Source organism: Mycobacterium shinjukuense (assembly GCF_010730055.1).
GTDB lineage: Bacteria > Actinomycetota > Actinomycetes > Mycobacteriales > Mycobacteriaceae > Mycobacterium > Mycobacterium shinjukuense.
Window position 1 is genome coordinate 3,557,391 of the sequence record NZ_AP022575.1, and the last position, 26,909, is coordinate 3,584,299.

The 26,909-nt window shown below is 69.3% G+C and carries 21 protein-coding genes; 7 read left to right on the forward strand and 14 right to left on the reverse strand.

Annotated features, from left to right (window positions below; genetic code table 11):
* Positions 1-12: 12 nt before the first annotated feature.
* Positions 13-684 carry a TetR/AcrR family transcriptional regulator gene (locus tag G6N20_RS16045; protein WP_083045761.1) on the reverse strand — a complete coding sequence of 224 codons (672 nt, stop codon included), beginning with the start codon at positions 682-684 and terminating at the stop codon, positions 13-15.
* A gap of 119 nt (positions 685-803) precedes the next feature.
* Positions 804-2,522, reverse strand: a complete 1,719-nt coding sequence (locus G6N20_RS16050; protein WP_083045762.1) for an acyl-CoA dehydrogenase — start codon at positions 2,520-2,522, stop codon at positions 804-806.
* Between the two features lie 125 nt (positions 2,523-2,647).
* Between G6N20_RS16050 and G6N20_RS16055 the strand changes: the two genes are divergently transcribed.
* Positions 2,648-3,628, forward strand: a complete 981-nt coding sequence (locus G6N20_RS16055) for a phosphotriesterase family protein (RefSeq protein ID WP_083045763.1) — start codon at positions 2,648-2,650, stop codon at positions 3,626-3,628.
* 38 nt (positions 3,629-3,666) lie between these two features.
* Here the strand turns inward: G6N20_RS16055 and G6N20_RS16060 are convergent, their stop codons facing one another.
* Positions 3,667-4,890 (reverse strand): acyltransferase family protein, encoded by a 1,224-nt coding sequence (locus G6N20_RS16060; protein ID WP_142271808.1) that lies wholly within the window; start codon positions 4,888-4,890, stop codon positions 3,667-3,669.
* A 103-nt stretch (positions 4,891-4,993) separates the two neighbouring features.
* Here G6N20_RS16060 and G6N20_RS16065 point away from each other — a divergent pair, with 103 nt between their 5' ends.
* Together G6N20_RS16065 and G6N20_RS16070 are read left to right on the forward strand one after the other, a co-directional pair.
* Positions 4,994-6,301 (forward strand): DUF3068 domain-containing protein, encoded by a 1,308-nt coding sequence (locus tag G6N20_RS16065; protein ID WP_158084736.1) that lies wholly within the window; start codon positions 4,994-4,996, stop codon positions 6,299-6,301.
* A 10-nt stretch (positions 6,302-6,311) separates the two neighbouring features.
* Positions 6,312-8,048: a hypothetical protein gene (locus tag G6N20_RS16070; protein ID WP_083045765.1), complete on the forward strand. Its 1,737-nt coding sequence runs from the start codon at positions 6,312-6,314 to the stop codon at positions 8,046-8,048.
* A 14-nt stretch (positions 8,049-8,062) separates the two neighbouring features.
* Here the strand turns inward: G6N20_RS16070 and G6N20_RS16075 are convergent, their stop codons facing one another.
* Positions 8,063-9,217, reverse strand: coding sequence for a glycosyltransferase family 4 protein (locus tag G6N20_RS16075; protein WP_083045766.1), 1,155 nt, complete (start codon positions 9,215-9,217; stop codon positions 8,063-8,065).
* A gap of 62 nt (positions 9,218-9,279) precedes the next feature.
* Between G6N20_RS16075 and G6N20_RS16080 the strand changes: the two genes are divergently transcribed.
* On the forward strand, positions 9,280-10,047 hold the full coding sequence (locus G6N20_RS16080; RefSeq protein WP_083045767.1) for a class I SAM-dependent methyltransferase: 768 nt from the start codon (positions 9,280-9,282) through the stop codon (positions 10,045-10,047).
* Positions 10,048-10,213: 166 nt separating this feature from the next.
* Entirely contained in the window at positions 10,214-11,683 is a 1,470-nt protein-coding gene (locus G6N20_RS16085) for an aldehyde dehydrogenase (protein WP_083045768.1), read from the forward strand.
* A gap of 90 nt (positions 11,684-11,773) precedes the next feature.
* Here the strand turns inward: G6N20_RS16085 and G6N20_RS16090 are convergent, their stop codons facing one another.
* The 4 genes from G6N20_RS16090 to G6N20_RS16105 all read right to left on the reverse strand — a co-directional run bounded on the left by G6N20_RS16090 (position 11,774) and on the right by G6N20_RS16105 (position 16,369).
* Positions 11,774-13,183, reverse strand: coding sequence for a WS/DGAT/MGAT family O-acyltransferase (locus G6N20_RS16090; protein WP_083045829.1), 1,410 nt, complete (start codon positions 13,181-13,183; stop codon positions 11,774-11,776).
* A 29-nt stretch (positions 13,184-13,212) separates the two neighbouring features.
* Positions 13,213-14,415, reverse strand: a complete 1,203-nt coding sequence (locus G6N20_RS16095; protein ID WP_083045769.1) for an alpha/beta hydrolase — start codon at positions 14,413-14,415, stop codon at positions 13,213-13,215.
* A 116-nt stretch (positions 14,416-14,531) separates the two neighbouring features.
* The gene (locus tag G6N20_RS16100) at positions 14,532-15,038 is read right to left on the reverse strand and encodes a hypothetical protein (RefSeq protein ID WP_083045770.1); all 507 of its coding nucleotides are present in this window, start codon (positions 15,036-15,038) and stop codon (positions 14,532-14,534) included.
* Complete coding sequence (locus G6N20_RS16105; RefSeq protein ID WP_083045771.1) at positions 15,035-16,369, reverse strand: molybdopterin-dependent oxidoreductase; 1,335 nt, start codon at positions 16,367-16,369, stop codon at positions 15,035-15,037. Before G6N20_RS16105 ends, G6N20_RS16100 begins: the two co-directional genes overlap by 4 nt.
* Positions 16,370-16,464: 95 nt before the next feature.
* Here G6N20_RS16105 and G6N20_RS16110 point away from each other — a divergent pair, with 95 nt between their 5' ends.
* Entirely contained in the window at positions 16,465-17,382 is a 918-nt protein-coding gene (locus tag G6N20_RS16110) for an alpha/beta hydrolase (protein ID WP_142271809.1), read from the forward strand.
* Here the strand turns inward: G6N20_RS16110 and G6N20_RS16115 are convergent.
* Genes G6N20_RS16115 through G6N20_RS16125 form a run of 3 tightly spaced genes read right to left on the reverse strand, consistent with a single transcriptional unit; the run spans position 17,367 to position 20,914 of the window.
* The gene (locus tag G6N20_RS16115; RefSeq protein ID WP_083045772.1) at positions 17,367-18,680 is read right to left on the reverse strand and encodes an amidohydrolase family protein; all 1,314 of its coding nucleotides are present in this window, start codon (positions 18,678-18,680) and stop codon (positions 17,367-17,369) included. The two genes, G6N20_RS16110 and G6N20_RS16115, sit on opposite strands and share 16 nt — an antisense overlap.
* A complete protein-coding gene (locus G6N20_RS16120; protein WP_083045773.1) occupies positions 18,674-19,858 on the reverse strand; it encodes a CoA transferase in 1,185 nt (394 codons plus the stop codon). The genes G6N20_RS16115 and G6N20_RS16120 overlap by 7 nt, the downstream gene beginning before the upstream one ends.
* A 21-nt stretch (positions 19,859-19,879) precedes the next feature.
* Positions 19,880-20,914, reverse strand: a complete 1,035-nt coding sequence (locus G6N20_RS16125) for a MaoC family dehydratase (protein WP_083045832.1) — start codon at positions 20,912-20,914, stop codon at positions 19,880-19,882.
* A 37-nt stretch (positions 20,915-20,951) separates the two neighbouring features.
* On the opposite strand from G6N20_RS16125, the gene G6N20_RS16130 reads away from it, so the two are divergent.
* Positions 20,952-22,112 (forward strand): acyl-CoA dehydrogenase family protein, encoded by a 1,161-nt coding sequence (locus tag G6N20_RS16130; RefSeq protein ID WP_083045831.1) that lies wholly within the window; start codon positions 20,952-20,954, stop codon positions 22,110-22,112.
* 13 nt (positions 22,113-22,125) lie between these two features.
* Here G6N20_RS16130 and G6N20_RS16135 read toward each other — a convergent pair whose 3' ends face one another.
* The 3 genes from G6N20_RS16135 to G6N20_RS16145 form a co-directional block, all read right to left on the reverse strand.
* On the reverse strand, positions 22,126-23,946 hold the full coding sequence (locus G6N20_RS16135) for a phosphoenolpyruvate carboxykinase (GTP) (RefSeq protein ID WP_083045774.1): 1,821 nt from the start codon (positions 23,944-23,946) through the stop codon (positions 22,126-22,128).
* Between the two features lie 192 nt (positions 23,947-24,138).
* The gene (locus tag G6N20_RS16140; RefSeq protein WP_232065362.1) at positions 24,139-25,707 is read right to left on the reverse strand and encodes a hypothetical protein; all 1,569 of its coding nucleotides are present in this window, start codon (positions 25,705-25,707) and stop codon (positions 24,139-24,141) included.
* Positions 25,704-26,825, reverse strand: a complete 1,122-nt coding sequence (locus G6N20_RS16145) for a hypothetical protein (protein WP_083045775.1) — start codon at positions 26,823-26,825, stop codon at positions 25,704-25,706. Before G6N20_RS16145 ends, G6N20_RS16140 begins: the two co-directional genes overlap by 4 nt.
* Between the last annotated feature and the right edge of the window lie 84 nt (positions 26,826-26,909).

The window sequence follows — 26,909 nt, forward strand, 5'->3', positions numbered from 1 at the left end:
AGCCCGAACGTGTCATCTGACCTCCTCGGTGTTGCCGGCGAGTGTCGGCGAAAAAGCGGCGGCCAGCACGGCGACCAGCCGGCGCACGGCCAGCCCCGGCTGCTCCGGCGTGGGGTCGTCGAGCCCCAGGATCGGGTCCAGACCGCGGACATAGGGAGCCAACGCCAGATGCGGGAAGATCAGCAACATCAGCGATAACAACGCCTCGGTGTCAGCATCGGCGCACAGGTCACCCCGCGCCTGCGCGTCACGCACCAACGGCCGCAGCACTTGCAGGTAGTGCCGATGCATGACGCTTCGCACGCTGACGCGGGCGTCGGTGTCGGCCTCCAACGTCGCCGCGGCATGAAGTGCACGTTCGTGTGGATGCTCAGCGAAATAGGTAATCCAGGCGTCGAGCAGTTCGGTCAGGAACTCGAAGAACGGCCGAGTCGGGTCAAGCTCACGGATGGCCTCTTCGATGTAGTCACGCACCCGCTGACTGGCCACGTCGGCGATGTAGGCGTAGAGATCGCGCTTGTCCGCGAAGTACTGAAACAGGCTTCCCTTGGCGACCCCGGCGCGCCGGGCGATGACGTTCAGGCTGCCGTTGGAGAATCCATGCGCCCCGAACTCGGCTTCGGCGGCCGCCACGATGGCCGCCCGACGAGCCGGGTCAACCCGCGCCCACGTCACCGTCGGCATGGCGTCTCCTCACATCGATGACCACTGGTCATACTACTGTGCGCCGCCGCACAGTCAACGTCAACGGCGACGGCTCAGGCGAGATCACACCGCGCGCAGCAACGGTCTACGGACACAAATCACGGGCGCATCTGATAGGCACCGTTGGCGGGCAGCACGTGTTCTTTCCAGACCTGCGCGTACCGTGACGGGTCATGCACCGGGCGGCGGATCATTCGCATCGCACAACGCGCCTGCTCGTCCGTCGTCGCGGCCTTGTCGTGCAGCTCGACGGCGAAACTGTTGAAATCCCGGACGAGCACCCCGAAGATCTCGTCCAGCAACGCCTCGTCCACTCCCGACAGCGGCGCCTCCTCCAAGATGAGCTGGGCGTAGGGCACCGTCGCGAACAGTTGTCCCACACCGAAGGCGAAGTCGATGTCTTTCTGCTGCGCCGCATCGGGGGTGGCGCTGGCCAGCATCTCGGCCAACGCGTCGGCCTGTGCGCGCAGCAGCGCGACGTTGGGCAGGTGGGCAAAACGGTCGAACGGCGCCCGCCACTCGTGGAACCGCACCTTGCCCAGGCCCCCAGTGGGTCCCTGCGCGAACAGGAAGGTGTCGTCGGCGGCGTCGTCGCGGCGCGGGATCAACGGCAACGCGGCATCGGGCGCGAACAGGTAGTTGGGCATGAACTTGCCCAGCAGCCCGATGTTGATGTGCACCGTGCCTTCCAACCGAGGCAGCAGACCGATCTCGCGGGCCACCGTCTCAAAAAACGTGTCCTTCTCTACCCCCTTGGCGGCAATCACATCCCAAAGCGCGGTGATCACTCGCTCGCCCTCACTGGTGACCTTGGCCTTGGTAAGCGGGCTGTACAGCAGGTAGCGACGGTCGGCGGCCGACGCGCTGCGCATGTAGTCGCAAGCCCGAGTGGCCACCAACTTCATGGCGATCAGTCGCAGGTAGGCGTCGGTCAGCAACCGCCGCACGTGTGAGAAGTCGGTGACGACGGTCCCGTACAGATGCCGGTTGGCCGCGTGGGTGACCGACTCGTAGAGCGCGTGGGTGCACATGCCGATGGAGCCCCAACCCAGGTTGTATTTGCAGACGTTGACGGTGTTGAGGGCGGCGTGGAAGGCCTCGGGGCCGCGGTGCAGGATGTCGGCCTCGGTGACCGGATAGTCCCGCAGGGCGTAATTGGCCACATAGTTCTGCGAATTCACCACGTTCTTGATCAGGTGGTAGCGCTCATGCTGGGAGTCGGCCGCGAAAAACACGTAATCCTGGCTTTCCGGGCTCCCGGCGATCTTGCCGAACGTGGAGACCATCCGGGCCACGTTGGCGTTGCCGATGTAGTACTTCTCCCCGTTGGCGGTCCAGCCACCGCCCGTCGGCGTCAGGATCATGTCGGTCTGATACACATCGGCGCCGTGGGCCTGCTCCGACAGGCCGAACGCGAACACCTCGCCGGCCTCCAGCTGCGCGGCGGCCTTGCGTTTGGCGTCCTCGTTGGCGCTCATCCAGATCGGGCCCAGGCCCAGGGCGGTCACCTGAAACGGGTACCAGTAGCTGAGCCCGTAGAAACCGACGATCTCGGCGAACTCGCTGATTCGGTAGGTGTCCCAGCGGCAGGCCCCGGTTTCATCCCCGGCGCCGTACTTGGCCGGCGTCAGCAGGGAGGCGAAGATACGCTCCCGGCCGATGAACTCGAGGAAGTCGGAGTACCAGGTCCGCTCGTGGTCGTCGTGCTTGAGCCGCGCCTTCCCTCTGGACTCGAAGAAGTCCACCGTCGCAGCCATGATCTCCGCCGAGCGGCTGTCCGGGTATTTGCGTTGCAGGCGGTTGGGATTGAGCAGCATCAGGTGGCTCCCAGCGGGTTCGGATCACGACGAGGGTGACGGTACTGCAATGGCACGGCCGGTGTGTGAGGTGCCGGCAAAACGGCACTGTTGGCCAATCACCGAGTCGCCCTAGCATCGGTGACGTGGCAGAGCTCAATACCGCTCGCGGACCCATCGATACCGCTGATCTGGGTGTCACGCTCATGCACGAGCACGTCTTCATCATGACCACCGAGATTGCCCAGAACTACCCCGAAGCCTGGGGGGACGAGGACAAGCGGGTGGCCGACGCCGTCACCCGGCTGAGCGAGCTGAAGGCCCGCGGCGTGGACACCATCGTCGACCTGACCGTGATAGGACTCGGCCGCTACATCCCGCGCATCGCCCGGGTGGCCGCGGCCACCGAGCTGAACATCGTCGTCGCGACCGGCCTGTACACCTACAACGACGTGCCGTTCTACTTCCACTACCTCGGCCCGGGCGCGCAGCTGGACGGCCCGGAGATCATGACCGACATGTTCGTCCGCGACATCGAGCAGGGCATCGCCGCCACCGGCATCAAGGCGGGGATCCTCAAGTGCGCCACCGACGAGCCCGGCGTCACCCCGGGCGTGGAGCGGGTGCTGCGCGCGGTCGCGCAGGCGCACAAACGCACCGGGGTGCCGATCTCCACGCACACCCACGCCGGGCTGCGGCGCGGCCTTGACCAGCAACGCATCTTCGCCGAGGAAGGCGTGGACCTGAGCCGGGTGATCATCGGGCACTCCGGCGACAGCACCGACGTCGGCTACCTCGAAGAGCTCATCGCCGCCGGTTCCTACCTGGGGATGGACCGGTTCGGCGTCGACGTTATCCTGCCGTTCGAGGACCGGGTGAACATCGTGGCCCGGATGTGCGAGCGCGGGCACGCCGACAAGATGGTGTTGTCGCACGACGCCAACTGCTATTTCGACGCGCTGCCCGAAGAGCTGGTGCCGGTGGCCCTGCCGAACTGGCACTACCTGCACATCCACGACGACGTCATCCCCGCGCTCAAGCAGCGCGGCGTCACCGACGAACAGCTGCACACCATGCTCGTCGACAACCCGCGCCGCATCTTCGAGCGCCAGGGCGCCTATGAGTGAGCCCGCCGAGCTTCGCTCGCTCGCGCCGTGGCCCGGTGTCAGGCTGCGACCGCGTCCGCTTGGCGTTCACCGACCGACGTCTGCCGCCCGCGGCGCTCCCAGCGGCGCAACCCTTCCCGGCAGGGCGATTCGACCAGGGCGTAGCTGACGGCGGCGATCGCCCAGCCGAAGATCAGCGTCAACACCAGCACCGTCGGCATCCGCCCGGTAAACGGGAACGCTCCGATCACCGGGAACACCATCGCCAGCGCCGCCAAGTGCCAGATGAACAGGCCGTAGGACCACCGTCCCAGGGTCACCATGCCGGGGCTGCCCAGCACCCGGTGCGGGGTGTCGGGCCGGTCCAGCACCAGCGGCGCCACCAGCGCGAACGCCACCAGGGCACCCATTGCGGTCTTCACCGCAAACTGGGTGGCAGTGCCCGGAACCAGGCCGTCCGGACCCGCCACCGGTGAGGCCGCCACCAGATAGCCGGCCACCGCCACCGCGGCCATCAGTACCCGGCGACGCGCCATCCGGTGCGGCCACTCGATCGGGCCATAGGCCCACTCCGCCAACAACATTCCGGCGGCGAACCAGGAGAAAAACGCCGGTGGCCAGTTCAGCGGGTTAATTCCCGGCCCGGCGTCCACCGGCAACCAGCCCCAGGCCCAGCTGAGCACCCCCAGGGCGGCGATCGCCGGCACCCGGGCGCCGACCGGAACGCGCCGGGCCAGCAATGCGAGCACCGGCAGCGTCAGATAGAACCCCACCTCGACCGACAGGCTCCACATTTGGGTCAGGCCGCCGGTGAGGGTCAGCGGCACATAGATCTGGGTGAGCGTCGAATTCGCCAACCACACCGTCGGGCTGGCATGGTCCGCGTCGGGCAACAGCGACAAGATCACGACCACCGCCACGAGATAGGCCGGCATGATGCGCACCGCCCGCGATCGCAGGTAGCGGCCGGTGCGCGGGCGCGACCCCAGATCTCGTGCCGCGGCGGCGTGTCCGCGCCACAGCAGAAATCCCGACAGCGCAAAAAACACCGCCACCGCCAAGTCGAATCGGCCGAACAGCCGGCCGGCCACACCGCCGGAGTGCCCGGTCTGGAAAGCGACGTGGGTGACGACCACGCCCATGGCCGCGCAGGCGCGCATGCCTTCGACGGCGGGCAGAAAGCTTCGGGTTCCACCCACGCGCTGGCCCTCGGTCACGATGACAGTGTGCCTGCACGGCGTTGACGGGCGACGGGGTACACCCGATTCGGACGCCGCGGCCAGGCGTTCTGCTGTTAGGGTCAAACGGGTTTGCCGCGCTGCTTGGTCAGGTCGAAGCCGGTCACGACCGACGAGTCCGTGGATGGAGAAGGAGGTCACCAGCACCGTGAACCGAGCAGTCATGTTGCGGTTCGCCGCATGCGGAACCATCGGACTCGGAGCCGCCCTGCTGATCGCCGCCCTGCTGCTGTCGACCTATACCAGCGGCAAGATCACCAAGATCCCGCTTGACATCGACGCCACGTTGATCAGCGAGGGCACCGGAACCGCACTCGATTCGGCGTCGCTGTCCGGTGAGCGCATCGTCGTCGACCAAAATGTTCCGCTGGTCTCCCAGCAGCAGGTCAGTGTCGAGTCGCCGGCCAACGCCGATGTGGTCACGCTCCAGGTCGGCACCTCGGTCCGGCGCACCGACAAGCAGAAGGACAGCGGGCTGCTGCTGGCGATCGTCGACACCGTCACCCTCAACAGGAAGACGGCGATCGCCGTTTCCGACGAAACACACACCGGCGGCGCGGTCCAGAAGCCCCGCGGGTTCAACGACGAAAGCCCCCCAACCGCGATCCCGTTGCGACACGACGGGCTGGCCTACCGCTTTCCGTTCCACACCGAGAAGAAGTCATATCCCTACTTCGACCCGATCGCGCAGAAGGCGTTCGACGTCGACTACGAGGGCGAAGAAGACGTCAACGGCTTGACCACGTACCGGTTTACGCAGTACGTGGGCTACGACACCGCGGGCAAGCTGGTCGCTCCCATCAAGTACCCGTCGTTGTACGCCGGCGACGAGGACGGCAAAGTCACCGCCACCGCGGCGATGTGGGGCGTTCCCGGTGAGCCGGGCGAGCAGATCACCATGACCCGCTACTACGCGGCCCAGCGCACCTTCTGGGTGGATCCGGTGTCAGGCACCATCGTCAAGGAAACCGAACACGCCAACCATTACTTCGCCCGCGACCCGTCGAAGCCCGAGGTGACGATGGCCGACTACAAGGTCACCTCCACCGAACAGACCGTCGAAACCCAGGTCAACGCGGCTCGCGACGAGCGCGACCGGCTGGCCCTGTGGTCGCGGGTGCTGCCGATCACGTTCACCGCGGCCGGGCTGATCGGGTTGGTCGGCGGCGGCGTGCTCGCCTCGTTCAGCCTGCGAACCGAGAGCGCGCTCATCGACCCCGGCCTGGACCGCGACGACACCGACTATCTCCGTCGCGCCGGACTCGAGGAACCGGTGCCCGGAGCGGAAGCCGAGACCGAGAAGCTGCCCACACAGCGCCCGGATCTGGGCGGTGATGCGGGTTCGCGCGGCGCGGATCCACCCCGGTCGGGTTCCGGTGAGCGGGCCGGGCCACCCGAACACGGGCCATCCGGGCCCCCGGATCCGGCCAGCCCCAATTCGGCCGAACGGGACTAACCCGGCGACGATGGGCTGGGCCCGGCCGGGGTACGCGCTGGCGCTGGCGCTGCTGGTGGTCGCGCCACTGCTGAGGCCCGGCTACCTGCTGCTGCGGGATGCGGTGTCCACGCCGCGGTCGTATCTGTCCGATACCGCTTTGGGGCTGACGGCGCCGCCGCGGGCGACGCCGCAGGATTTCGCGGTGGCGCTGGCGTCGCATCTGATCGACGGCGGAATCGTGGTGAAGGCGCTGCTGGTGCTCGGCGTCTGGCTGGCTGGGTGGGGTGCGGCGCAGCTGGTCGCAACGACGCTGCCGGCGGCGGGCGCGGGTGGCCAGTTCCTTGCGACCACCGTGGCGATCTGGAATCCCTATGTGGCCGAACGGCTCTTGCAGGGCCATTGGAGCCTGCTGGTCGGCTACGGCTGCCTGCCATGGGTTGCGACGGCGATGCTGATGCTGAGATCAGGGGGCGGGCCGGGCGCGTCGGGCTTTTTCGTGCTGGCGTTATGGATTGCGTTGGCCGGGCTGACCCCGACCGGGTTGCTGCTCGCCGCGACGGTAGCCCTGGTCTGCGTGGCCGCACCCGGCGACGGTCGGCCGCGTTGGCTATGTGCCACAACGGCATTGGCCATCGCACTGGTGGGTGCCCTACCCTGGCTGACGGCCGCGGGGCTGGGCTCGTCGGTGACCGCTGACACGGCGGCCAACGCGGCCGGTGTCACCGCGTTCGCGCCGCGCGCCGAGCCGGGACTGGCCACCGTCGGCAGCCTGGCCAGCCTGGGCGGGATCTGGAACGGTGAGGCCGTACCCCCGTCGCGGACAACGCTTTTCGCGGTGTTGTCGGCGGTGGTGCTGCTGGCTGTGGTGGCGGTCGGGGCACCGGCGGCGGCGCGGCGGCCGGCGGCGGTGCCGTTGCTGGCGCTGGCCGCGGGGTCGGTGGCGGTGCCCGCGGCCCTAGCCTCCGACCCGGGCCTGCACGCGCTACGCGCGGTGGTGGACGCCGCGCCCGGCCTGGGTGTGCTGCGCGACGGCCAGAAATGGGTCGCGCTGGCGGTGCCCGGCTACGGGCTGGCCGGCGCGGGCGCGGTGGTAACGCTGCGACGCTGGCTGCGGCCGGCGGTGGCGGCCACGGTCTGCTGCCTGGCGCTGATCCTGGCGCTGCCGGATCTGGCCTGGGGCGTTTGCGGCAAGGTCGCGCCGGTGCACTACCCACGCGGATGGGCCAGCGTCGCAGCGGCGATCAACGCCGACCCGGGCGCGGTGGCGGTGGTGCCCGTCGGCACCATGCGGCGCTTCTCCTGGTCCGGGCCAGCGCCGGTGCTCGATCCGCTGCCCCGCTGGATCCGCGCCGACGTGCTGGCCACCGGTGACCTGGTCATCTCCGGGGCGACCGTCCCCGGCGAGGGCGCACACGCCCGGGCGGTGCAGCAGTTGCTGCTGGCCGGGGCGGATCCATCGGTGCTGGCCGCGGCCGGCGTGGCGTGGCTGGTCGTCGAATCCGACAGCGCGGGCGACCTGGGCGCGGCCGTACGCACCCTGCACAAGCTGCCCCCGACCTACCGCGACGACGAGCTTGCCCTGTATCACGTCGGCGGTGACACCCCGGTGGCCCCCGCAGCGCGGCGGCGCGCGACGGTGCTGGCACACCTGGCGTGGCTGGCTCTGTTGGTCGTGGGCGCGGTCGGCGCCGTGCTGGCCCGATGGCGGGGGCGCCGACACTTACATCGGGCACACGACACGCCGGCGAGCATCGCCGAGGATTAACGTCTGGTGCGCGCTCACAGCACGCCGCTGACGTGGTCACCCGCCTGCACGGCCTGCAACACGGTGCGCATCGCGTCGGCGCTTTGCCGCCACGAGAATTCCACGCTGCGCGCTTGCGCCTTGGCCCCCAGTTGTTCCCGCAACACCGGGTCGGACAGCAGTTCTGCGAGCCGATCCACCAGCTCGGCTCGGCTGGCGGCCAAGATGCCGGTCACCCCGTCGATGATCGAGTCGGACAGACCCCCGGAACACCGGTACCCGATGGTGGGCACCTTGTGCTGAGCCGCCTCGATGACCGCAAGACCCCATCCCTCCTTGCGGGAGGGCAGCACGTGCACCCATGCGCGTTGCAGCACATGGTGCTTGGTCACGTCGTCGACATGGCCGTGAAAGGTCACCGCGTCGGCGACGCCGAGCCGCTGCACATGGTCGACCAGTCGCTGCCGCCACCACCCGCCGCCGACGATGTCGAGGTGCAGACCCGGAATCCGCGACCGTAACTCGGCGACAGCCTCCAGCGCATCCTCGATCTGCTTGTGCGGAACCAGCCGGGACAGCACGACCACTCGGGGTGTGGCCGCGCGCGGGCCGGACAGCGAGCGTGCCGGCGCCTCGTCGAGGCCGTTGCGCACCACCGCGATCCGGTCGATGTCGACGCCGAGCGCGACCAGATCCCGGGCCGACGGCAGCGACACCGTCACGTACTGATTGCGTCGGTGCAGCCGTGGTGACAGGGTCGACTCGACATACCAGCCCAGCCGGCAGATCACCGGCCCGGCAACCGGCCACAGCTCGCGGTGACAGTGGTGCACCAGCACCACCGCCCGCCGGCCGTAGAGCAGCCGGGCGAGGAAGGGCCAGCCGTTCTGGGTGTCGACGACGACATCGGGGCGCACCCGGCTCAGCGGGCCGAGGCCGATTCTCGCTGCGGCCATCGCGACCAGCGCCCACAAGTACACCGAGTAGCGCCCGCCGGCGCGGCTGATCCGGACGCCGTCGACGACTTCCTGCCGGCGGGATCCCGGATAGCGCGCGGTGCGCAACGTGACGGCGATGCCGGATGCGGCCAGCTGCGCGCCGATGCGCTGCAGATAGGCTTCGCTGCCGCCGCCCTGCGGGTGCCCGGTGTCGCGCCAGCACAGCAGCAGCACCGAGCGCAGAGCAGACATTGGCCAATAGCCTAGACGGTGCCGGCTAGTGGTCGCTGCGGCGACTGCGTACGGTGTGGCCCGTGGCGGTGACCGATATCTTCGCGCGGCGGGCGACCCTGGCCCGGTCGCTGCGGCTGCTGTCGGAGTTCCGCTACGAGCGGCGGGACCCGGCGCGCTTCTACCGCGCACTGGCCGCCGACACGGTGGCGATGGTCGGCGATCTGTGGCTGGCAATGCGCGGTGAAGCCCCGGCCGGCCGTACACTGCTGGACGTCGGCGGCGGCCCCGGATACTTCGCGTCGGCGTTCGCCGACGCCGGCGTCCGCTATATCGGTGTCGAGCCGGATCCTCACGAAATGCATGCCGCTGGGACGGCTTGTGCGCCGCGACCGGCCACGTTCGTCCGGGCCTCGGGGATGGCGCTGCCGATCGCCGATGACTCGGTGGACATCTGCCTGTCGTCCAACGTCGCCGAGCACGTGCCGAGGCCCTGGCAACTCGGTGGCGAGATGCTGCGGGTGACCAGGCCGGGCGGGCTGGCCGTGCTGTCCTACACCGTCTGGCTGGGCCCGTTCGGTGGGCACGAGATGGGCCTGAGCCACTACCTCGGCGGTGCCCGCGCCGCGGCCCGCTACGCCCGCAAACACGGCCATCCGGCAAAGAATAACTACGGGTCGTCGTTGTTCGCCGTGTCGGTCGCCGAGGGCCTGAGCTGGGCCGCCAGCACCGGCGCGGCGGTAGCCGCATTTCCCCGCTACCACCCACGATGGGCGTGGTGGCTGACGTCCGTGCCGGTGCTGCGCGAGTTCCTGGTGAGCAATCTGGTGCTGGTGCTGCAACCGCAATAATGGAACATGTTCTCGTTTTGCTTTGGCTTGGGTAGGGTGACGCCATGACCGCCGGCGAGGTTGCAGAGCGAAGCGACGAGCAGGAGCGCCGCGTCCCGCTTGCGGGGAGAGCGCCGCGACCGACGGCGACGATGCATTGCGAAGCGATGAGAAGGAGCGACACGTCATGACCGACAGCCACACGACCGAGTACGACAAGCTTTTCATCGGCGGCACGTGGACCGAGCCGTCGACCTCGGAGGTCATCGAGGTGCACTCCCCGGCCACCGGCGAGTACATCGGCAAGGTGCCGATGGCCGCCGCGGCCGACGTGGACGCCGCGGTCGCCGCGGCCCGGGCGGCATTCGACACCGGTGCCTGGCCGTCCACCCCGCCGAAGCAGCGCGCCGCCGTGCTGGCGGCCGCGGCCAAGTTGATGGAGGATCGCAAGGAGCTGTTCACCAAGCTGCTCACCGACGAGACCGGTCAGCCGCCGACCATCATCGAAACGATGCACTGGATGGGCTCGATGGGGGCGCTGAACTTCTTCGCCAACGCCGCCGTCGACCAGGTCAAGTGGAAGGAGACGCGCACCGGCTCCTACGGGCAGACCATCGTCTATCGAGAGCCGGTCGGGGTGGTGGGCGCGATCATAGCGTGGAACGTGCCGCTGTTCCTGGCGGTCAACAAGCTGGGCCCGGCGCTGCTGGCCGGCTGCCCGGTGGTGCTCAAACCGGCCGCCGAAACCCCGCTGACGGCGAATGCTTTGGCTGAGGTGTTCGCCGAAGCCGGGCTGCCCGAGGGGGTGCTGTCGGTGGTGCCGGGCGACGTGGAGACCGGACGAGCGCTGACCGCTAACCCGGACGTCGACATGTTCACCTTCACCGGCAGCTCGGCCGTCGGCAGGGAGGTCGGTAGGCGCGCCGCGGATCTGCTCAAGCCCTGCACGTTGGAGCTCGGCGGCAAATCGGCGGCCATCGTCCTCGAAGATGTCGACCTGGCCGCCGCGATCCCGATGATGGTCTTCTCCGGGGTGATGAACGCCGGGCAGGGTTGTGTGAACCAGACGCGCATCCTCGCGCCGCGCTCTCGCTACGACGAAATCGTGGATGCGGTAAGCGCTTTCGTGCAATCGCTACCGGTGGGGCCGCCGTCGAACCCGGCCGTCCAGGTCGGGCCGCTGATCTCGGAGAAGCAGCGCGCCCGGGTCGAAGGCTACATCGCCAAGGGCATCGAAGAGGGGGCCCGGCTGGTGTGCGGGGGCGGTCGTCCCGAGGGCCTGGACAGCGGCTTTTTCGTGCAGCCCACGGTGTTCGCGGACGTCGACAACAAGATGACGATCGCCCAGGAGGAGATCTTCGGGCCGGTGCTGAGCATCATCGGATACGACACCGTAGACGACGCGATCAAGATCGCCAACGACTCGGTGTACGGACTGGCCGGCAGCGTATGGACCACCGACATACCGAAGGGCATCGAGATCTCGGAGAAGATCCGCACCGGGACCTACGGAATCAACTGGTACGCCTTCGATCCCGGCTGTCCGTTCGGCGGCTACAAGAACTCCGGGATCGGCCGGGAGAACGGGCCGGAGGGCGTGGAGCACTTCACCCAGCAGAAGAGTGTGCTGATGCCGATGGGCTATACCGTCGGCTAGTACCGCGAGCAGACGCAAAAGCCCCCGAAAACCACGGTTTTCGGGGGCTTTTGCGTCTGCTCGGGGCAGGCGGAGCGGTTCACCCTCCGATCACGCCTGAGCCATCGCGGCCTCGACGATCGTCAGTTTCTCAGAAAGCCCAGCCGCCCTACGTATCTCGACGAAGTCGGTGATCATGGCCGCGGTCACTTCATGCGGGTCCTGCACGGTGGCACCATCGACCAGCACCGAGATGTTGAGCTGCTCGACATAGCTCCACACGGTGATGTTCAACCCGCTGCCGGCCGTCAGCGGCCCCACCGAGTAGATCTCGGTGACCTGGGCACCGCCCACCCGGCCGCGTTGCCGGGGACCGGGAACGTTCGAGATGTTCAAGTTGAGAACCTTGTTCTGCCCGTCACGGCTCGACAGCCACCGGAACAGGGCTTCCGCACCCGCCGGCGGCCAATAGGCCGCCCAGCGGCTGATCAGTTCCGGGCCCAACAGCTGGTGGCTCTCCTTGGCGGCGGCCGCGTTGTCGTGACAAGCGCGCACCCGTTCCAGCGGGTCGTCGCGGTCGGCCGGCAACGCCACCAGCATTCCGGTGAAGTGGTTTCCGGAGATCCGCTCCGGCGAGAAGTCATAACTCACCGGCACCGAGGCCAACAGCGGCTCGGCCTTGCCGTCATAGCGCAACAGCAAGCCGCGCAGCGCCCCGGTGGACATGGCCAGCACCATGTCGTTGATCGTCACCCCGAGCAACTTGGCGGTCTCCTTCACGTCGGCCAATGCCAGTGTGGCGGAGGCGAACATGCGCTCCGGGGTGAGCAGATGATTCATGAAGGTCGGCGGCGGGGTGAACGGCCGGGTCAGCTCCGGCGACAGCCTCCGCGAGCTACGTCGCACCCGCGCCAGGCCCTGCGCGGTGTAGCGGATCGTCGCGGGGATCCGCCCAAGGTGGCGTAGGTGGTCCACAAACGCCGAACCCATTAACTCCCGCCTGGTGGGCGCAGGGTCGGCTACATACCTGCCGTCCTCGGGCCCCGGCAGCAGGTCCATGCCGCGGGCCAGCAGGTTCGCCGACGCGACCCCGTCGGCGAGCGCGTGGTGAATCTTGGCCACCACCGCGACCCGGTGGTTGGCCAGCCCCTCGACGAAGTACATCTCCCACAGCGGGTGGGCGCGGTCCAGTGGGGTGCTGGCGATCTGGCCGATCGCCTGGTCCAGTTCGCGCCGGCCGCCCGGTGCGGCCAGCCGCCAGGGCCGGATGTGGTAGCTGAGATCGACCTCGCAGTGCTCCCGCCACATCGGGTGATGGAACTTGAACGGGACATCAATCAGTTGATAGCCGAACGGCTCGAGTTTGTGGAGCCGACTGCCGATCTCCGCGCGAAACGCGTCGATGCCGAACCCGCGATGGTCGGGGTCGAGTTCGATCACGGCGACCTTGAGGGTGTGCATATGCACATTGGGGGTCTCGCTGTACAGCAGTACCGCATCCCAGCCGCTGAGCCGTTTCACCACAGCCCCCTACTCCTCGCGCTCCGGTGTCAGATGACCTCTTTCGCCAATTGTGTGCGAGTGCGGTGAATCTGGTTGAGGTACAACGCGATTGCGTGCGCCACCGGGGCGGTACGAGCGCCGTCGAGCAGGTCGAAGGCGTGGCCCGCGCCCGGCAGCTCCAGGTAGCAAACCTGCGATCGGGACACCGCGCGCAGCCGCTCGACAAAGCTGCGAGCCTGCGCCACCGGGATGACGCTGTCGCGGCTGCCGTGAATCACCAGGAACGGGGGGGCGTGCTGATGAACCTGGGCGATCGGCGAGGCGTCGCGGAACACCTCTGGGTGGCGGTCGATCGTGCGCCTGACCACCACGCGCTCCAGGAAATCGACGAACCGGACGCGCTCCGGGGTGGACCGGTCCTCCCAGTCGTAGCGACCATAGATCCCGACGACGGCGTCGACCGAGGTGTCGGAGCCTTCCGGCAGCTCGGCCTGGAATCGGGGGACGTTGGCGGTCAGCCCGGCCAGCGCCGACAGATGCCCGCCGGCCGAACAACCTGCCACCGCGATAAAGTTGCGGTCGCCGCCGAATTTGTCGACGTTGGCCCGGGCCCACGCGATCGCGGTCTTGACATCCTGGATGTGCCGAGGCCACGGGTGATGCGGCGCCACCCGGTAGTCGATCGCCAGGCATACCCATCCCAGCCGGGCCAGGTGTGACATCAGCGCATACCCCTGGATCGTGCGGCTGCCGTGGATCCATGCCCCGCCCGGGACGAAGACCAGCACCGGGGCGGGCTGCGCCGGCAAGTCGGTGCGGCGCCAGACATCGAGGAGCTGCGCCGGGTTGTCCCCGTAGTGGACGCGGCGGCGGTACAGGTAGCGGCGGTGACGTAGCGCTCCCGACACCGGCGGCATGCGCTCCGGTGCCGGCCATTCGGCCGCCAGGTCGGCGGCCGACACGACACCCCGCAGGGCGGCCACCGACACCTCGTTGGTGCTGGCGCGATCCCGTCGGCGGACCTCGTTGATGCCGGGGGTGAGCCACTCCCGTGCCCGCACCGACACCAATTCCGGTGCCAGCCGGGCGCCCCAGGCGCCTATCGCGGTGACGGCACCCAGCGGCTCGAGGTGCTTGCCCACCACCGGCAGCGAGGCACCCGCGACACTCAGGGCCAGCAGGCAGTCAGCGGGCCGGGCACGAAGCAACCTGTTGCCGCACGGTTTCTTGGTCGGTCCACTCGCCGTCATGGGGGGAGCCTACCTCTACCGGTTGGCGGTAGGCCAAGACGGCATACCGGGTGTTGTGGGAGCGCCCGCTCCGTTGCGGTGACATCTGCTCGGCTGGCCAATCTCCGGACCAAGGGCTACCGATCTGTTCGCTGACGGCGCGCGACGACGACTCGGACGGTGTAGGTAAGGGCGCTGGCGGCGAACATCGCCGCGGTGAGCAGCAGCCATCTGCCCAGGAACGGCTGCTGAGTCTGGCCGGTCGCCGCGTGGTAGGTCGCCGCTCCCTGACGGATGATGCCCGGCAGGAAGATCAGGAGGGTCAGTCCGGCGCCCAGGGCCGGCACCCGAATGTAGTTGCGGACCGAGACTTTTCGAGGGTGACCGCGGGGCCTTCGGGCCCGCTGCCGAGTCAGGGCCCGATCGGTCAGCGTGTACAGCGGGTAAAGCACCAGATCGTGTCCGATGACCGCGGCGGCGAACCAAACGGCGATCGATTGCCACCACCGATCCGGGTTCCACAGCGTCACCGGCCGGAAGGTCGCCACGATGTAGCCAACCAGCGCGAAGCCGGACACCATCGTCAGCAGGTGCACCGGATGGGCACCATAGTGAACCGCAAAACGCTTTGCGAGTCTTATCATCTGGGCTCGAAGTCGATGGATGCCACCCATTTGGTGTTGTGCACGCCCGGCAGTGCGGGAACAATGATCCGCGCTGGATAGCCGTGATCGAGGGGCAGGTCTTCCCCGTTGACCCGTAGCGCCAGCAACGCATCCGGATCGCTGATCTGGTTGGCCTGCAGCATCGCCCCGCCGAACGCGCCGCCGGTTTGCAGCGATGCCACACGCGCGCAGCGGGCGGCCGGCACCCCGGCCATCCGGGCCAGGTCGGCCAGCCGCACGCCGCTCCAGGTCTGCACGGTCGACCAACCCTCGACGCAGGCGATCGGCAGCCGCGCGGTGTGGTGCGGCAGGGCGGCCAGCGCGGCGCGGTCCAACACCACCTCCGACGGCCCGCCCCGCAGGATCAATCGCCAGCTCGCACCGACGGCTGCCGGCGTGATCCCGGCGGCGGCGGCGGTCTTGTTGACCGGGAAGCCACCGCTCCCCGGTGATGATCGGCCCCGCGGCAGCAGCAGGGCCAGGCCGCGCGCCGCCCCGCCGAGCGTCTGGCCCACCGTCAGCACCGCGATCAGCAGCACCCCGGAGCCGACCAGGGCCAGCGCGCCGCGCCGGCTCATCGTCGGCTCGCCCGGATGGGCGGCCACCAGCCCGGTGGTATCGGGCGGCTCCGGACGAGTGTCAGTCGTATTGGTGCGCAACACTTCTCGTATTGACAGCGACCGCAATCCGGTGATCATATGCGGAAGCTTGACGGCGATGTGCATCAGGAAGCCGGCGATGAAGACCCAGGCGCCGAAGTAGTGCCCGTCATAGAAACTGAATCCGAAAACGTAGTCGTACTGGATGTTGAGCACACCGGTGATGATCTCGAACAGCACACCGCCGACCAGCATCAACAGCGACAGCCGCTCCAGGAGTTGGGAGATCGAACGTGCCGGTGGCCAGACGAACAACTTCGGGATCACCGACCACAGCTTGGCCAGCACCACCGGGATGAGCACCAGGCCCAGCCCCACGTGCACACCCTGGGTCAGCCGGTACAGCCACGACGGACGGGTGGGCCAGGTGAACGCGGGCAACCGCAACCAGCCGACGTCGGCCGGGATGGCCTGGTCGAACTGCGGCGCATACGCGATGTAGGAAAGCAGCCCGGTGAGCACCACGATCGGCAGCGCCAGCAGCAGCACAAGGCCGAACACCGACGTCAGCCAGGGGCCCCGCAGCGGGCTGGAAAACCGGACCAGCAACCCGGCACCCGGCGGCTGATGACGCTCCACGGCGCGCCATAGCCCGGCGGGAAAGCCGTAGGCGTGGTCGTGTTGCGGCGGGTCGCTGGTGGAATCGCTCACTGGCAAGCTCCCAGGAGGTTGACGCTGGTCAGGGTGAGACCGATGTGCGCGGCAAGCATGGCGGGGCGGCTGACACCGCCCTGGATAATAGTGTGGTGCCGGCGGGCAACACCGTTCACCCCGACCTACGCCTGATCGCGCGCCTCGCGCCGCGGCGCCTGGTCGGTCCCCGAACCTTGCCCCTGGTGCGGGCACTTATGGACCTGACGGGACGCCGCACGCCCGGCGGTGTCGAGGTGCTCACCCTGGCCTGCGGCGTCGGTGTCCGGCTCTACCGGCCGGCCGGCAGCACCGGACCGGCGCCGGCCTTGCTGTGGATCCACGGCGGCGGATACGTCATGGGCAGCGCGCGACAGGACGACCGGCTCTGCCGTCGGTTCAGCACGAGGCTGGGCATCACCGTCGCATCGGTGGACTACCGGCTGGCACCCGAACATCCGTATCCCGCGCCGCTGCAGGACTGTTACTCGGCGTTGACCTGGCTGGCCGGCCTGCCCGCGGTGGACCCGCGGCGGGTCGCGATCGGCGGCGCCAGCGCCGGCGGCGGCCTCGCGGCGGCGCTGGCCTTGCTGGCTCGTGACCGGGCCGAGTTGGCACCGGCTTTTCAGCTGCTGGTCTACCCGATGCTTGATGACCGCAGTTCGCTGTCGGCGGGCCAACCGCATTACCGGCTGTGGGACACGCGCGCCAATCGCTTTGGCTGGTCTGCGTATCTGGGCACGGCGGACCCGCGGGTCGCCGTCCCCGCGCGCCGCACCGACCTGCGCGGGCTGGCGCCGGCGTGGATCGGTGTCGGTACCCACGACCTGTTCCACGACGAGGATCTCGACTACGCCCGTCGGCTGCGTGCAGCCGGGGTGCCATGTCGAGTCGAACTGGTCAACGGCGTGTTTCACGCGTTCGATCTGGTGGCGCCGAAGGCTCAAGTGTCACAACAGTTCTTCGACAAGCAGTGCGACGCGTTGCGCGCCGCGCTGGCCCCGGCGGCCCGGCCGGGTCACATCGCGAAGTAGACGAGCTCACCGCCGATGACGGTGGCGGCCACCATGGCGGCGTCCAGCTCGGCCAGCGCCACCGCCGGTGGCTCGGTCAGCACACACAGATCTCCGGGCTCGCCGATGTCGACGGTGCGCGGCCGACCCGGCCGATCGGACCAGCCCAGAAACATCGTCAAAGCCGCTCGCGGCGAGACCCGTTCGCCTCCGTTGAGGACGGCTCCGCCGCGGGTGGTGCGGGACACCGCGGCGCGCATCGCCGCCCACGGGTCGCCGTGGCCGAACGGCATGTCGGTCGACAACGCCACCGGGACATTGCTGGCCAGCAGCGACGCCACCCGCCAAAGCTGGCCGTGCTCGGCGGCGGGAACCTCGGCGAGGTACTGATCGCCGCGCTCGGTGATGAAGTTGGGTTGGGTGACCACGGTGACGCCCAGCTCGGCCAGGTCGGCCAGGTTGTCGTCGGGCACCACGGCGGCGTGCTCGATGCGATCGAGGGGATGGCTGCCGGCGGCCCGCAGGGCGGCGATGGTCACCGCCAGTTGGGGTGCCGTCACGCAGTGCACGGCGACCGGCCGGCCGGCGCCGTGCTGGTCGGCGATCCAGCCCGTCAGCGCGTCCACGTCGAGCCGGTCATCGCGCAGGATCTTCTTTCCCGGCGACAGCAGGCGCACGCGGGGCCGAAACTCGCCGCGGCGGTGGGCCACCATCAGCCAGACCAGCTCGCCGGCGTCCAGATCGGGGGTTGCGTCGGTGACGCCGGTGACGCCGGTGGCGGTGATTCGACGGCTTAGTTCTGCCAGGTGGGTTTCCCGCCGCGTCAGCGCGTCCGACCAGCCGGGGTCGGCGCTGCGTAGCCTCCCGTCGGGATGGTCGGCGAGCCCGACCCGGCCCAGGGCGGCGGAATTGAGGATCCACTTTGTGCCGCTGCGGTGCTGGATTCGCACCGCGATGTCGGGCACCACCGCGTCCAGGGCGGCCCGGTCCAGCTCGCCGGCCACCGACTCGTCATAGCCGACGGCGCGAATCCACCCGTCGGGGCCCGGCACGGCGTTCGACAGGGCTTGCACCAGTTGCTCTTTGGTGCGCACCGCGGGCGGTCCGACGGACAACGAATCCAGCACGGACGCCGCCGAGCGCAGGTGCACGTGGTGGTCGTGCAGCCCGGGCAGCACGGTTCCACCGCCCGCGTCAAGCACGCCCTCCCCGACCCGGGAGACCAGGCCGTGGGGCACGCGGGCCACCTCTTCGATCTGCGCCCCGACGCGGATATCGGCTCTCGTCCCGTCCAGTAGCGTGGCCCGCCGAATCAGCATGAGAAGCAACGTCTTTCGGCGATCAACCGGCGCACGGCGGCGTTGTCGGCACCGAGCGCGGCCGCCGGCCTGGTCGGCGGTGGCGCCGGCGGTGGCGCGGCCGGGTACACCGATACCGACGGCCCCGTCGGCAGCGCCGCGTAGGTCGCGGCGACGGCCGCCATGGAGACGTCGATCAGTTCGCCGCCCCCGCGGCGCAGCGATTCGGCCACCTCTCGGCTGGCTTCCAGGCCGGCCAGCGGGTCGGCGATGGCGTCCCCGCAGAACACCGGGCCTTGTGTGCTGGTACCAACCAGGCCGCCGGCGACCGCGGCGTCGTCACCGCACACCGGCCGTCGGGAACGCTCACCATGTCCGCTGATGCGTAACCAAATTCGACCGGGCCGCGGCGCAATGTGGTCGGGTCCCAGCCGCGCCAGCGCGGTTGGCGGCGACGCGTCGATGACGACGTCCGCGGTCGCCAACAGCGCGCGCAGCTCGTTGGTGTCACGGTCGAAATCGACGCAGTAGGACAGCTTTTCACTGTTGATCCAGTCGAAGAACGCGGGATTACCGGATCGGGCGCCATCGGGCCGGGCCGGGCTTTCCACCTTGACGACCGTGGCGCCGGCCCGGGCCAGCAGCCGCCCACACAGCGGGCCGGCCCACATCGACGACAAGTCGGCGACCAACAGGCCCACCGGCCCACGCTGGGAACCCCGCAACCCCCTGCGCCGGATGTGCGGTGGCACCGCGGCGGCTTCGCCGAGGGCGGCCGCGGGAAGGCCGAGCGGTTCGGCACGCTCGTTGATCGCGGCGACCAGACGTGTTGCGGCCCAACGCTGCAGCATCGGCCAGGGGTCTTCGGGCACCTCGTCGGCGGCCAGCAGCGCGGGGATGGCGGCGACATCGTCGGGGCGAGACAGCGTAATCGCACACCAACCATCCGCCGCCGCCAGCAGCCGGGTGCGACCACTGGCCGAGATCCGGCCGCCTGGGGTCAGTCCGAGCAAACCGGCCCGCCCGGTCAGCAGGGTGGCCGCATCGGCGGCGATCCGCTCGGCGTGAGCCAGCACATTGGCGCGGGAGAAGTCGGGGGGTCCGCCGGGCAGGCCGGTCAGATAGGCCAGCCCGCTGCTGCCCCACTTGCGCGCGGTCTGGGCCCGCTCAACCGATTGGGCCGGGCTCACGACCCCCATTGTGCTCGGGACACCACGGGGTTAGAACTGCAGCGCGCTGAATCGCCAGTCCAGCACCCGCCGGTCCGGTCCGTCCGGCGAGCCGCTGACCGCGTACACCAGCGACCGCAACCCCAGCACACCCCCATGGGCGCGCGTCTCGGCGGTCTCCACGCGCAGCTCGCTGTAGAGGGTGTCGCCCTCGTGCACCGGCCCGGTGTGGTCGCAGGCCTCCCAGGCCAACACGGTCGCCAGGTTGGGCAGCAGCCGGGTCGCCTGCGCCAGCGCCAGCCCGATGGTGTGCCCGCCGTAGACCAATCGTTGTCCGCCGCCGATCCGCGAATCATGATGGGTGGCAGCGATATTCAGGGTCAGTCGAGCCAGTTCGGGCGCGCTGCTGACCAGGTCGGCGGTGCTGGGCAGCACCGAGCCGGCAATGCCGTCGGCCAACTCCGCGAAATGCGGACCGGGCACCCGACTCCGGAAGGCCTCGCCGTCCCAGTGCGCGGTCGGATCGGCCGCCGGTGGCGCCGCGTCGGCGCCGATGGTGGACAGCTCGTCGGTGCGGCTGGCGGCGTCGACCTCGGCACGCCAGTGCGGGCTGGCGGGCAGCATGGCGCAGCGGTAGAAGTCGAGCACCAGCCGATCGGCCTGGTCGATGGTTTGCATCCGCAGCGCCGCCATACCCGTCGGCGCACGGCCCGGCTTGGCCGCGTTGGCCCGCAGCCCCACCACCTCGGTGCGGGTGCGCAGGGTGTCGCCGATCACCGGGAAGCGGTGAAACCTGAGGCCGCGGTAGAACAGGTTGGCCTTGACCCGGTGGGTCACCAGCGTCGACTGTCCGATCGCCACATCGCACACCAGGCCCGGATGCGCCAGCGCCGCCGGGGCGCCGGTCACCGCGGCGCACAGGTCGGCGTCCAGGGCCAGCCGCAGCCGATCACCCACGATCGCCTGATGGGCGGCGGCCAACCCCGACGACAGCGTCACCGCCGGCGCCCAGTCGAACACCTGGCCCCTGGCCAAGTCATCGAAGTAGGGCCCGCCCGCGCGGATGCCCGCATACCCGCTCGCCACAACGCCCCATGCTGGCAGGCCGTCGATCACAATGGCAATGGTGAGCGGTCAACTCAACGATGACGAAGCGATGCTGGTGGCCACGGTGCGGGCGTTCATCGACCGCGACGTCAAACCAACGATCCGCGAGGTCGAGCATGCCAACGCCTACCCGCAGGCGTGGATCGAGCAGATGGCGCGCATCGGCATCTTCGGCCTGGCCATCGACGAGGAGTACGGCGGCTCGCCGGTGTCGATGCCGTGTTATGCGCAGGTCACCCAGGAGCTGGCGCGCGGGTGGATGAGCCTGGCCGGCGCGATGGGCGGACACACCGTCGTCGCCCGGCTGCTCACGCTGTTCGGCACCGAGCGGCAGAAACGGGCGTACCTGCCGGCGATGGCCACCGGCGAGCTACGGGCCACCATGGCGCTGACCGAGCCGGGCGGGGGCTCCGACCTGCAGAACATGTCGACCAGTGCGCTCCCGGACGGCTCCGGCGGGTTGCTGATCAACGGCACCAAAACCTGGATCAGCAACGCACGCCATTCCGGGCTGATCGCGTTGCTGTGCAAGACCGACCCGCACGCCACGCCGCCGCACAAGGGGATGTCGATCGTGCTGGTCGAGCACGCGCCGGGCCTGACGGTGTCGCGGGATCTGCCCAAGTTGGGTTACAAGGGCGTCGAGGCCTGCGAGTTGTCGTTCGACGACGTCCGGGTGCCGGTGGCGGCGGTGCTGGGCGGCCGTGTGGGCGAAGGCTTTTCGCAGATGATGAAGGGCCTTGAGACGGGCCGGATCCAGGTGGCCGCCCGCGCCCTTGGGGTCGCCACGGCCGCGCTCGAAGACGCGCTCGCCTATGCCCAGCAGCGGCAGAGTTTCGGCCAGCCCATTTGGAAGCATCAGGCCGTGGGCAATTATCTGGCCGACATGGCGACCAAGCTCACCGCCGCCCGGCAGCTGACCCGTTATGCCGCCGAGCGCTATGACAGCGGCCAGCGCTGCGACATGGAGGCCGCCATGGCCAAGCTGTTCGCCTCCGAGGTCGCGATGGAGATCGCGCTGAACGCCATGCGCATCCACGGCGGCTACGGCTATTCCACCGAGTACGACGTGGAGCGCTACTTCCGCGACGCGCCGCTGATGATCGTCGGCGAAGGCACCAACGAGATTCAGCGCAATGTGATCGCCCGACAGCTTGTGGCCCGGGGCGGGCTGTAGCCGGCTGCGGACGCTACACGGCCAGGCGCTCCTTCAGCGCGGCGAACTCGTCGCGGACACCCGTGGGCAACTTCTCGCCGACGAACTCCAGCCACTCCTCGATCAGCGGCAGTTCCTGCCGCCACTCCTCGGCATCGACCGTCAGCGCCGCGGCCACATCGGCGGGGTCGACGTCCAACCCGTCCAGGTCCAGGTCCTCGACGGCGGGAACGGTGCCGATCGGGGTGGTCCGGCCGCCCGCCCTGTGCTCGATGCGGTCGACGATCCACTTCAGCACCCGACTGTTCTCGCCGAAGCCGGGCCACAGGAAGCGGCCGTCGTCGCCCCGGCGGAACCAGTTGACGAAGAACACCTTGGGCAGCTTGGACTCGTCGGCGTTCTTGCCCAAGTTGATCCAGTGCTGGAAGTAGTCACCGACGTTGTAGCCCAGGAACGGCAGCATGGCCATCGGGTCACGCCGTACCGCCCCGACCTTGCCCTCGGCCGCGGCGGTCTGCTCGCTGCCCAGGGTGGCCCCAATGAACACGCCGTGCTGCCAGTCACGCGCCTCGGTGACCAGCGGAACCGTCGTCTTGCGGCGGCCGCCGAACAAAATCCCCGAAATCGGCACGCCCTGCGGATCGTCCCATTCCGGCGCCAGGATCGGACACTGCGACATCGGCGTGCAGTACCGCGAATTCGGGTGCGCCGCCTTCTCGCCGGACTCCGGCGTCCACTCCCTGCCCTTCCAGTCGGTCAGGTGCTGCGGATCCCCTTCCAGTCCTTCCCACCACACGTCACCGTCATCGGTGAGCGCGACGTTGGTGAACACCGTGTTGCCCGCGGCGACGGTGCGCATGGCGTTGGGATTGGAGTGCCAGTTGGTGCCCGGCGCCACCCCGAAGAAGCCGAACTCGGGGTTGACCGCGTACAACCGGCCGTCCTTGCCGAACCGCATCCAGGCGATGTCGTCGCCGAGCGTTTCGGCACGCCAACCCGGGATGGTCGGCTGAATCATCGCCAAGTTGGTTTTGCCGCATGCCGACGGGAACGCCGCCGCGAAATAGTAGGCCTTGTTCTCCGGCGAAATCAGCTTGAGGATCAGCATGTGCTCGGCCAGCCAGCCCTCGTCGTGAGCCATGGCCGAGGCGATCCGCAGCGAGTAGCATTTCTTGCCCAGCAACGCGTTGCCGCCGTAACCCGAGCCGTAGCTCCAGATCTCGCGGGTCTCCGGGAAATGGGTGATGTATTTGGTCTCGTTGCAGGGCCAGGGAACGTCTTTTTGGCCCGGCTCCAACGGGGCACCCACCGAGTGCAACGCCTTGACGAAGAACCCGTCGTCGCCGATCTTCTCCAGGGCGGCCTTGCCCATGCGGGTCATGGTGCGCATCGAGACCACGACATATTCGGAGTCGGTGATCTCCACCCCGAGCTTGGGGTCCTCGGCGCCCAGCGGGCCCATGCAGAACGGCACCACGTACATGGTGCGGCCACGCATGCAGCCGCGGTACAGCGCTGTCATGATGGAGCGCATTTCGCCCGGGTCCATCCAGTTGTTGGTGGGGCCGGCGTCGATCTCACGCTCGGAACAAATGAACGTCCTGGATTCCACCCGGGCGACGTCGGAGGGGTCGGACAGCGCAAGGTAGGAGTTCTTGTGCTTTTCCGGGTTGAGCCGGGTGAAGGTGCCGGCCCGCACCAACTGGTCGGCCAGCCGTTGGAACTCTTCGTCGGAACCGTCGGTGAACACCACCCGGTCGGGCTGGGTGAGCTCGGCAACCTCGGCCACCCAAGACAGCAGCCCCTGGTGATTCGTCGGCGCGGTGTCCAAACCGGGGATGGTCGTCGAGGTCATCGAACTCTCCTGAATTCTTCTGCGTAGCTATCGGCTAGGTATCGGTGGTCGGATAGGTGTCGCGTAGGCATTCGCCCGCACAACCGTTGACACGTTCAGCTTTTGTCCAGGTTATCGTGCCTCACTTGGCACGAAAGGCTCGGGCGGGTATAAGCCTGCTCACAGGACCGATTCAGAAGAGTTCGCAAACGGTCACAAGGGGCGACCCTGCGGGCCCGATTGGCCGATACGGCCGATGCCTGGCTGCCCTGTCGGCGCGGGGTTGGCCCGGGTAGCCACACCACGCTTGGGGGTACCCGTTTCGGCGAGCTCTGCACGCACCGCGTCCAGCGCGGCCTGGACCGTCGGCATCTCCCGGTCACGCAGCGCCGCGGCGCGCGCCGCGGCGACGGCGTGTGCGCGCAACTCGCCGTCGATCGCGCTGACCTGCTCGGCCACCCGCGCGTGCTCGGCCTCATCGCGCGCGCTCAGCGCCGTGCTCAGCACCGACTCGGCCACCAGCACCCGGCTGGCGACCAACTGTTCGGTCACCGACCGCAGCGCCGCGGTCATCTCGCCCACCCAGCGGTCCAGCGCGGCGCGGTCATGCAGCAGGCCGCGGATGCGGACCAGCACCGCGGTCACCACCACACCGATCACCACGCAAGCCACGATCCCGGCGGCGACCAGTGCGGGAGCCAGCCCGGGGGCGAGCCGCGGGGCCGCACCGGCCACCAGCCGGCTCAGGCTCATCGCGACACCCAACCCGAACCCGGCGCCCAACAGCACCATCAGCCGCGTCTCGAGCCGCCGTGACTGCAGCGGCGGGGCGAAGACGGCCACCGTCGGTAGCGTGCCCGGCGGCGGTAACTCCGCTGGCACACCCATCGCCCCAGCGACGTCGGCCAGGCGTGCGGCGACGCCCTCGGCCACCTCAGCGACCACATCGTCGAGCCGGTCACGGGCGTAGGCTTCGAACCCGGCCACTGCCTTTCGGGACAGACCCGCGAGGTTGTGCTGCAGCTCCTCGCGCACTGACCCGCATCGGTCGCGCGCGAAGTAGGACAGCTGGATCCGGGCCGCCCGGATCTGACCCCGCAGCGCAATGGCGCGTCCCGACCTCGACCGCCGTCGCTGCCGCAGGACCGTGCTGCGTTGCTCACGCAACGCGTCCACCCGTGCGCGCCGACCGGCGCCCCGGGCGTCCCGCTCCAACCGCTGCGCAGCGGCGTGCAGCCGGGATTCCCACGCCCGCAGCCTGTTTCGCCGGGCGATGTCGGAGTCGGCGAGCCGTTCCCGCACGGTCGCGACCAACTCATCCACCCGCGGCTGGCCCAGGTCGGGCGCCGCGGCCGCGGCCACCCAGGGCACCCGGCCGTAACGCGGCGCGTGCGCGGTCAGCCGGTCACGGTTGGCGGCCAACACATCACGCCAGCCGCGGTGCACGTCGATCTTGGACACCACGCCGACCACCGCGTCGGTGTGTTCGGCGGCGACGTCCAGCAGCGCGCAGTCGGATTCGGTCAGATGGGCCGCCGCGGACACCACGAACACCACCGCCACCGGCGCGTCGCCGGGTGCCAGATCTTGCGCCTCGACGACGGTGACTTGCGGCAGCCGTTCCCGCAGCGCGGCGTGCACACCGCTGACGCCGGCCAGCCACGGGCCGGTCACCAGGACCACCTCGCGGCGGTTGATGGCGGGCACACCCAGCCGTGGCCCGACCGCTGCCACCAGCGCATCAACCCGGGCGGCGGGATCATCACGGTCCGCGCCGATCACCGCCTCTCCCCCGACTGCGACCTGCCGGCCCCGCCGGCCCGCGCCCAGAGCCGAAGCGATCCCCTGGTGATATCGGCGCCGCACGCGCGGCGCACATCGCTCACCGGACCGCTCCCGCCGTTTTCCAGGTTGTGGCGCTGCCATCGCCGCGCCCGCTCCAGATGTACGACCGGCTCATCGGACACCGTGTCCGGTTCGGGCTGCAGCCCCGCCAGGCGCGCCATGTCGACGGCGGCGGCCATCCGGGCCAGCACGGTGTCGTCGCTGGCCAGGAACTCGCCGATCTGGTCGCCGAGCCGCCGGTCGGCGACCGCCAACGCCTCCAGCTCCGCAACCGCCTCCAGCACCCGGCGGTAGCGCACCTCGGCGCCGGCGGCAACAACCTTGTCGACGACGGCGTCGACACCGCTGACCCGGCGCAACAGCGCCCGCAGCTGCTCGGCGGTCCCGCCCCGGCAGACCGCGGCCACACCAAGCGCGATGCCGAACAGGTCCAGGGTGTCCAGCAAGCGCAGCCGGACCGTGGTCGGCACCGGAAGCTGCGCCGTCAGGAAGCCGTCAAAGGATCCGTCCAGGCAGCCGGAGGCCCCGGGATGGGCGGCCAACGCCCGCAGCCCGGCCCACGAATCCTTGCCCAGGCAGCCATCGACATCGTCGAGCGCGGCGACGGCGAGCAGCCCGATCATGGGCTCGACGGGTACCCCCAGCAGCGCGGCGAACCGCGCGCAGCGGGCGTGCGCCGCCGCCATTGGCCCGGTCCCGGCGAAACCGGCCAGGTCGGCCTTGTTGAGCACCACCACCACGGGATGCCCGGCCTGGCCCGCGATAGCTGCCACGGCGTCGCGGTCCTCGGGTTTGATCACCTCGACGGTGACATACACCTCGACATCGGCTGCGCAGCCAGGCGGTGTCACCGTGATGCCCGACGAAGTTCCCGCAGCGTTCAAGGCGCGCGCCACCGTGCTGCAACCCGTTCCCGGCCGGCCGTGAACCGCCACGCGTAACGGTTCGGCGGCCCGCTCGGCCAGCTCCCGCACCCGCCGGTCAGCGACCCTGCCGGCGAACTGTGCCAGCTCGTCAACGAAAATCTGCTCCCCCTCTCTCCTGCCCGCTCCCATCCGATCAGCCCGGCGGTCGATTGGTCCACTCACGATGATGGGACTTGCCTCGCCGGCGCGCGAGCCAGGCAGTTATCTGCTACC

Coding starts and splice junctions, on each gene's coding strand:
- G6N20_RS16045 (WP_083045761.1), bottom strand. CDS start 684: ATGCCGACGGTGACGTGGGCGCGGGTTGACCCGGCTCGTCGGGCGGCC.
- G6N20_RS16050 (WP_083045762.1), bottom strand. CDS start 2,522: ATGCTGCTCAATCCCAACCGCCTGCAACGCAAATACCCGGACAGCCGC.
- G6N20_RS16070 (WP_083045765.1), top strand. CDS start 6,312: ATGGGCTGGGCCCGGCCGGGGTACGCGCTGGCGCTGGCGCTGCTGGTG.
- G6N20_RS16075 (WP_083045766.1), bottom strand. CDS start 9,217: ATGTCTGCTCTGCGCTCGGTGCTGCTGCTGTGCTGGCGCGACACCGGG.
- G6N20_RS16085 (WP_083045768.1), top strand. CDS start 10,214: ATGACCGACAGCCACACGACCGAGTACGACAAGCTTTTCATCGGCGGC.
- G6N20_RS16095 (WP_083045769.1), bottom strand. CDS start 14,415: ATGACGGCGAGTGGACCGACCAAGAAACCGTGCGGCAACAGGTTGCTT.
- G6N20_RS16100 (WP_083045770.1), bottom strand. CDS start 15,038: ATGATAAGACTCGCAAAGCGTTTTGCGGTTCACTATGGTGCCCATCCG.
- G6N20_RS16115 (WP_083045772.1), bottom strand. CDS start 18,680: ATGCTGATTCGGCGGGCCACGCTACTGGACGGGACGAGAGCCGATATC.
- G6N20_RS16120 (WP_083045773.1), bottom strand. CDS start 19,858: ATGGGGGTCGTGAGCCCGGCCCAATCGGTTGAGCGGGCCCAGACCGCG.
- G6N20_RS16130 (WP_083045831.1), top strand. CDS start 20,952: ATGGTGAGCGGTCAACTCAACGATGACGAAGCGATGCTGGTGGCCACG.
- G6N20_RS16135 (WP_083045774.1), bottom strand. CDS start 23,946: ATGACCTCGACGACCATCCCCGGTTTGGACACCGCGCCGACGAATCAC.
- G6N20_RS16145 (WP_083045775.1), bottom strand. CDS start 26,825: ATGGGAGCGGGCAGGAGAGAGGGGGAGCAGATTTTCGTTGACGAGCTG.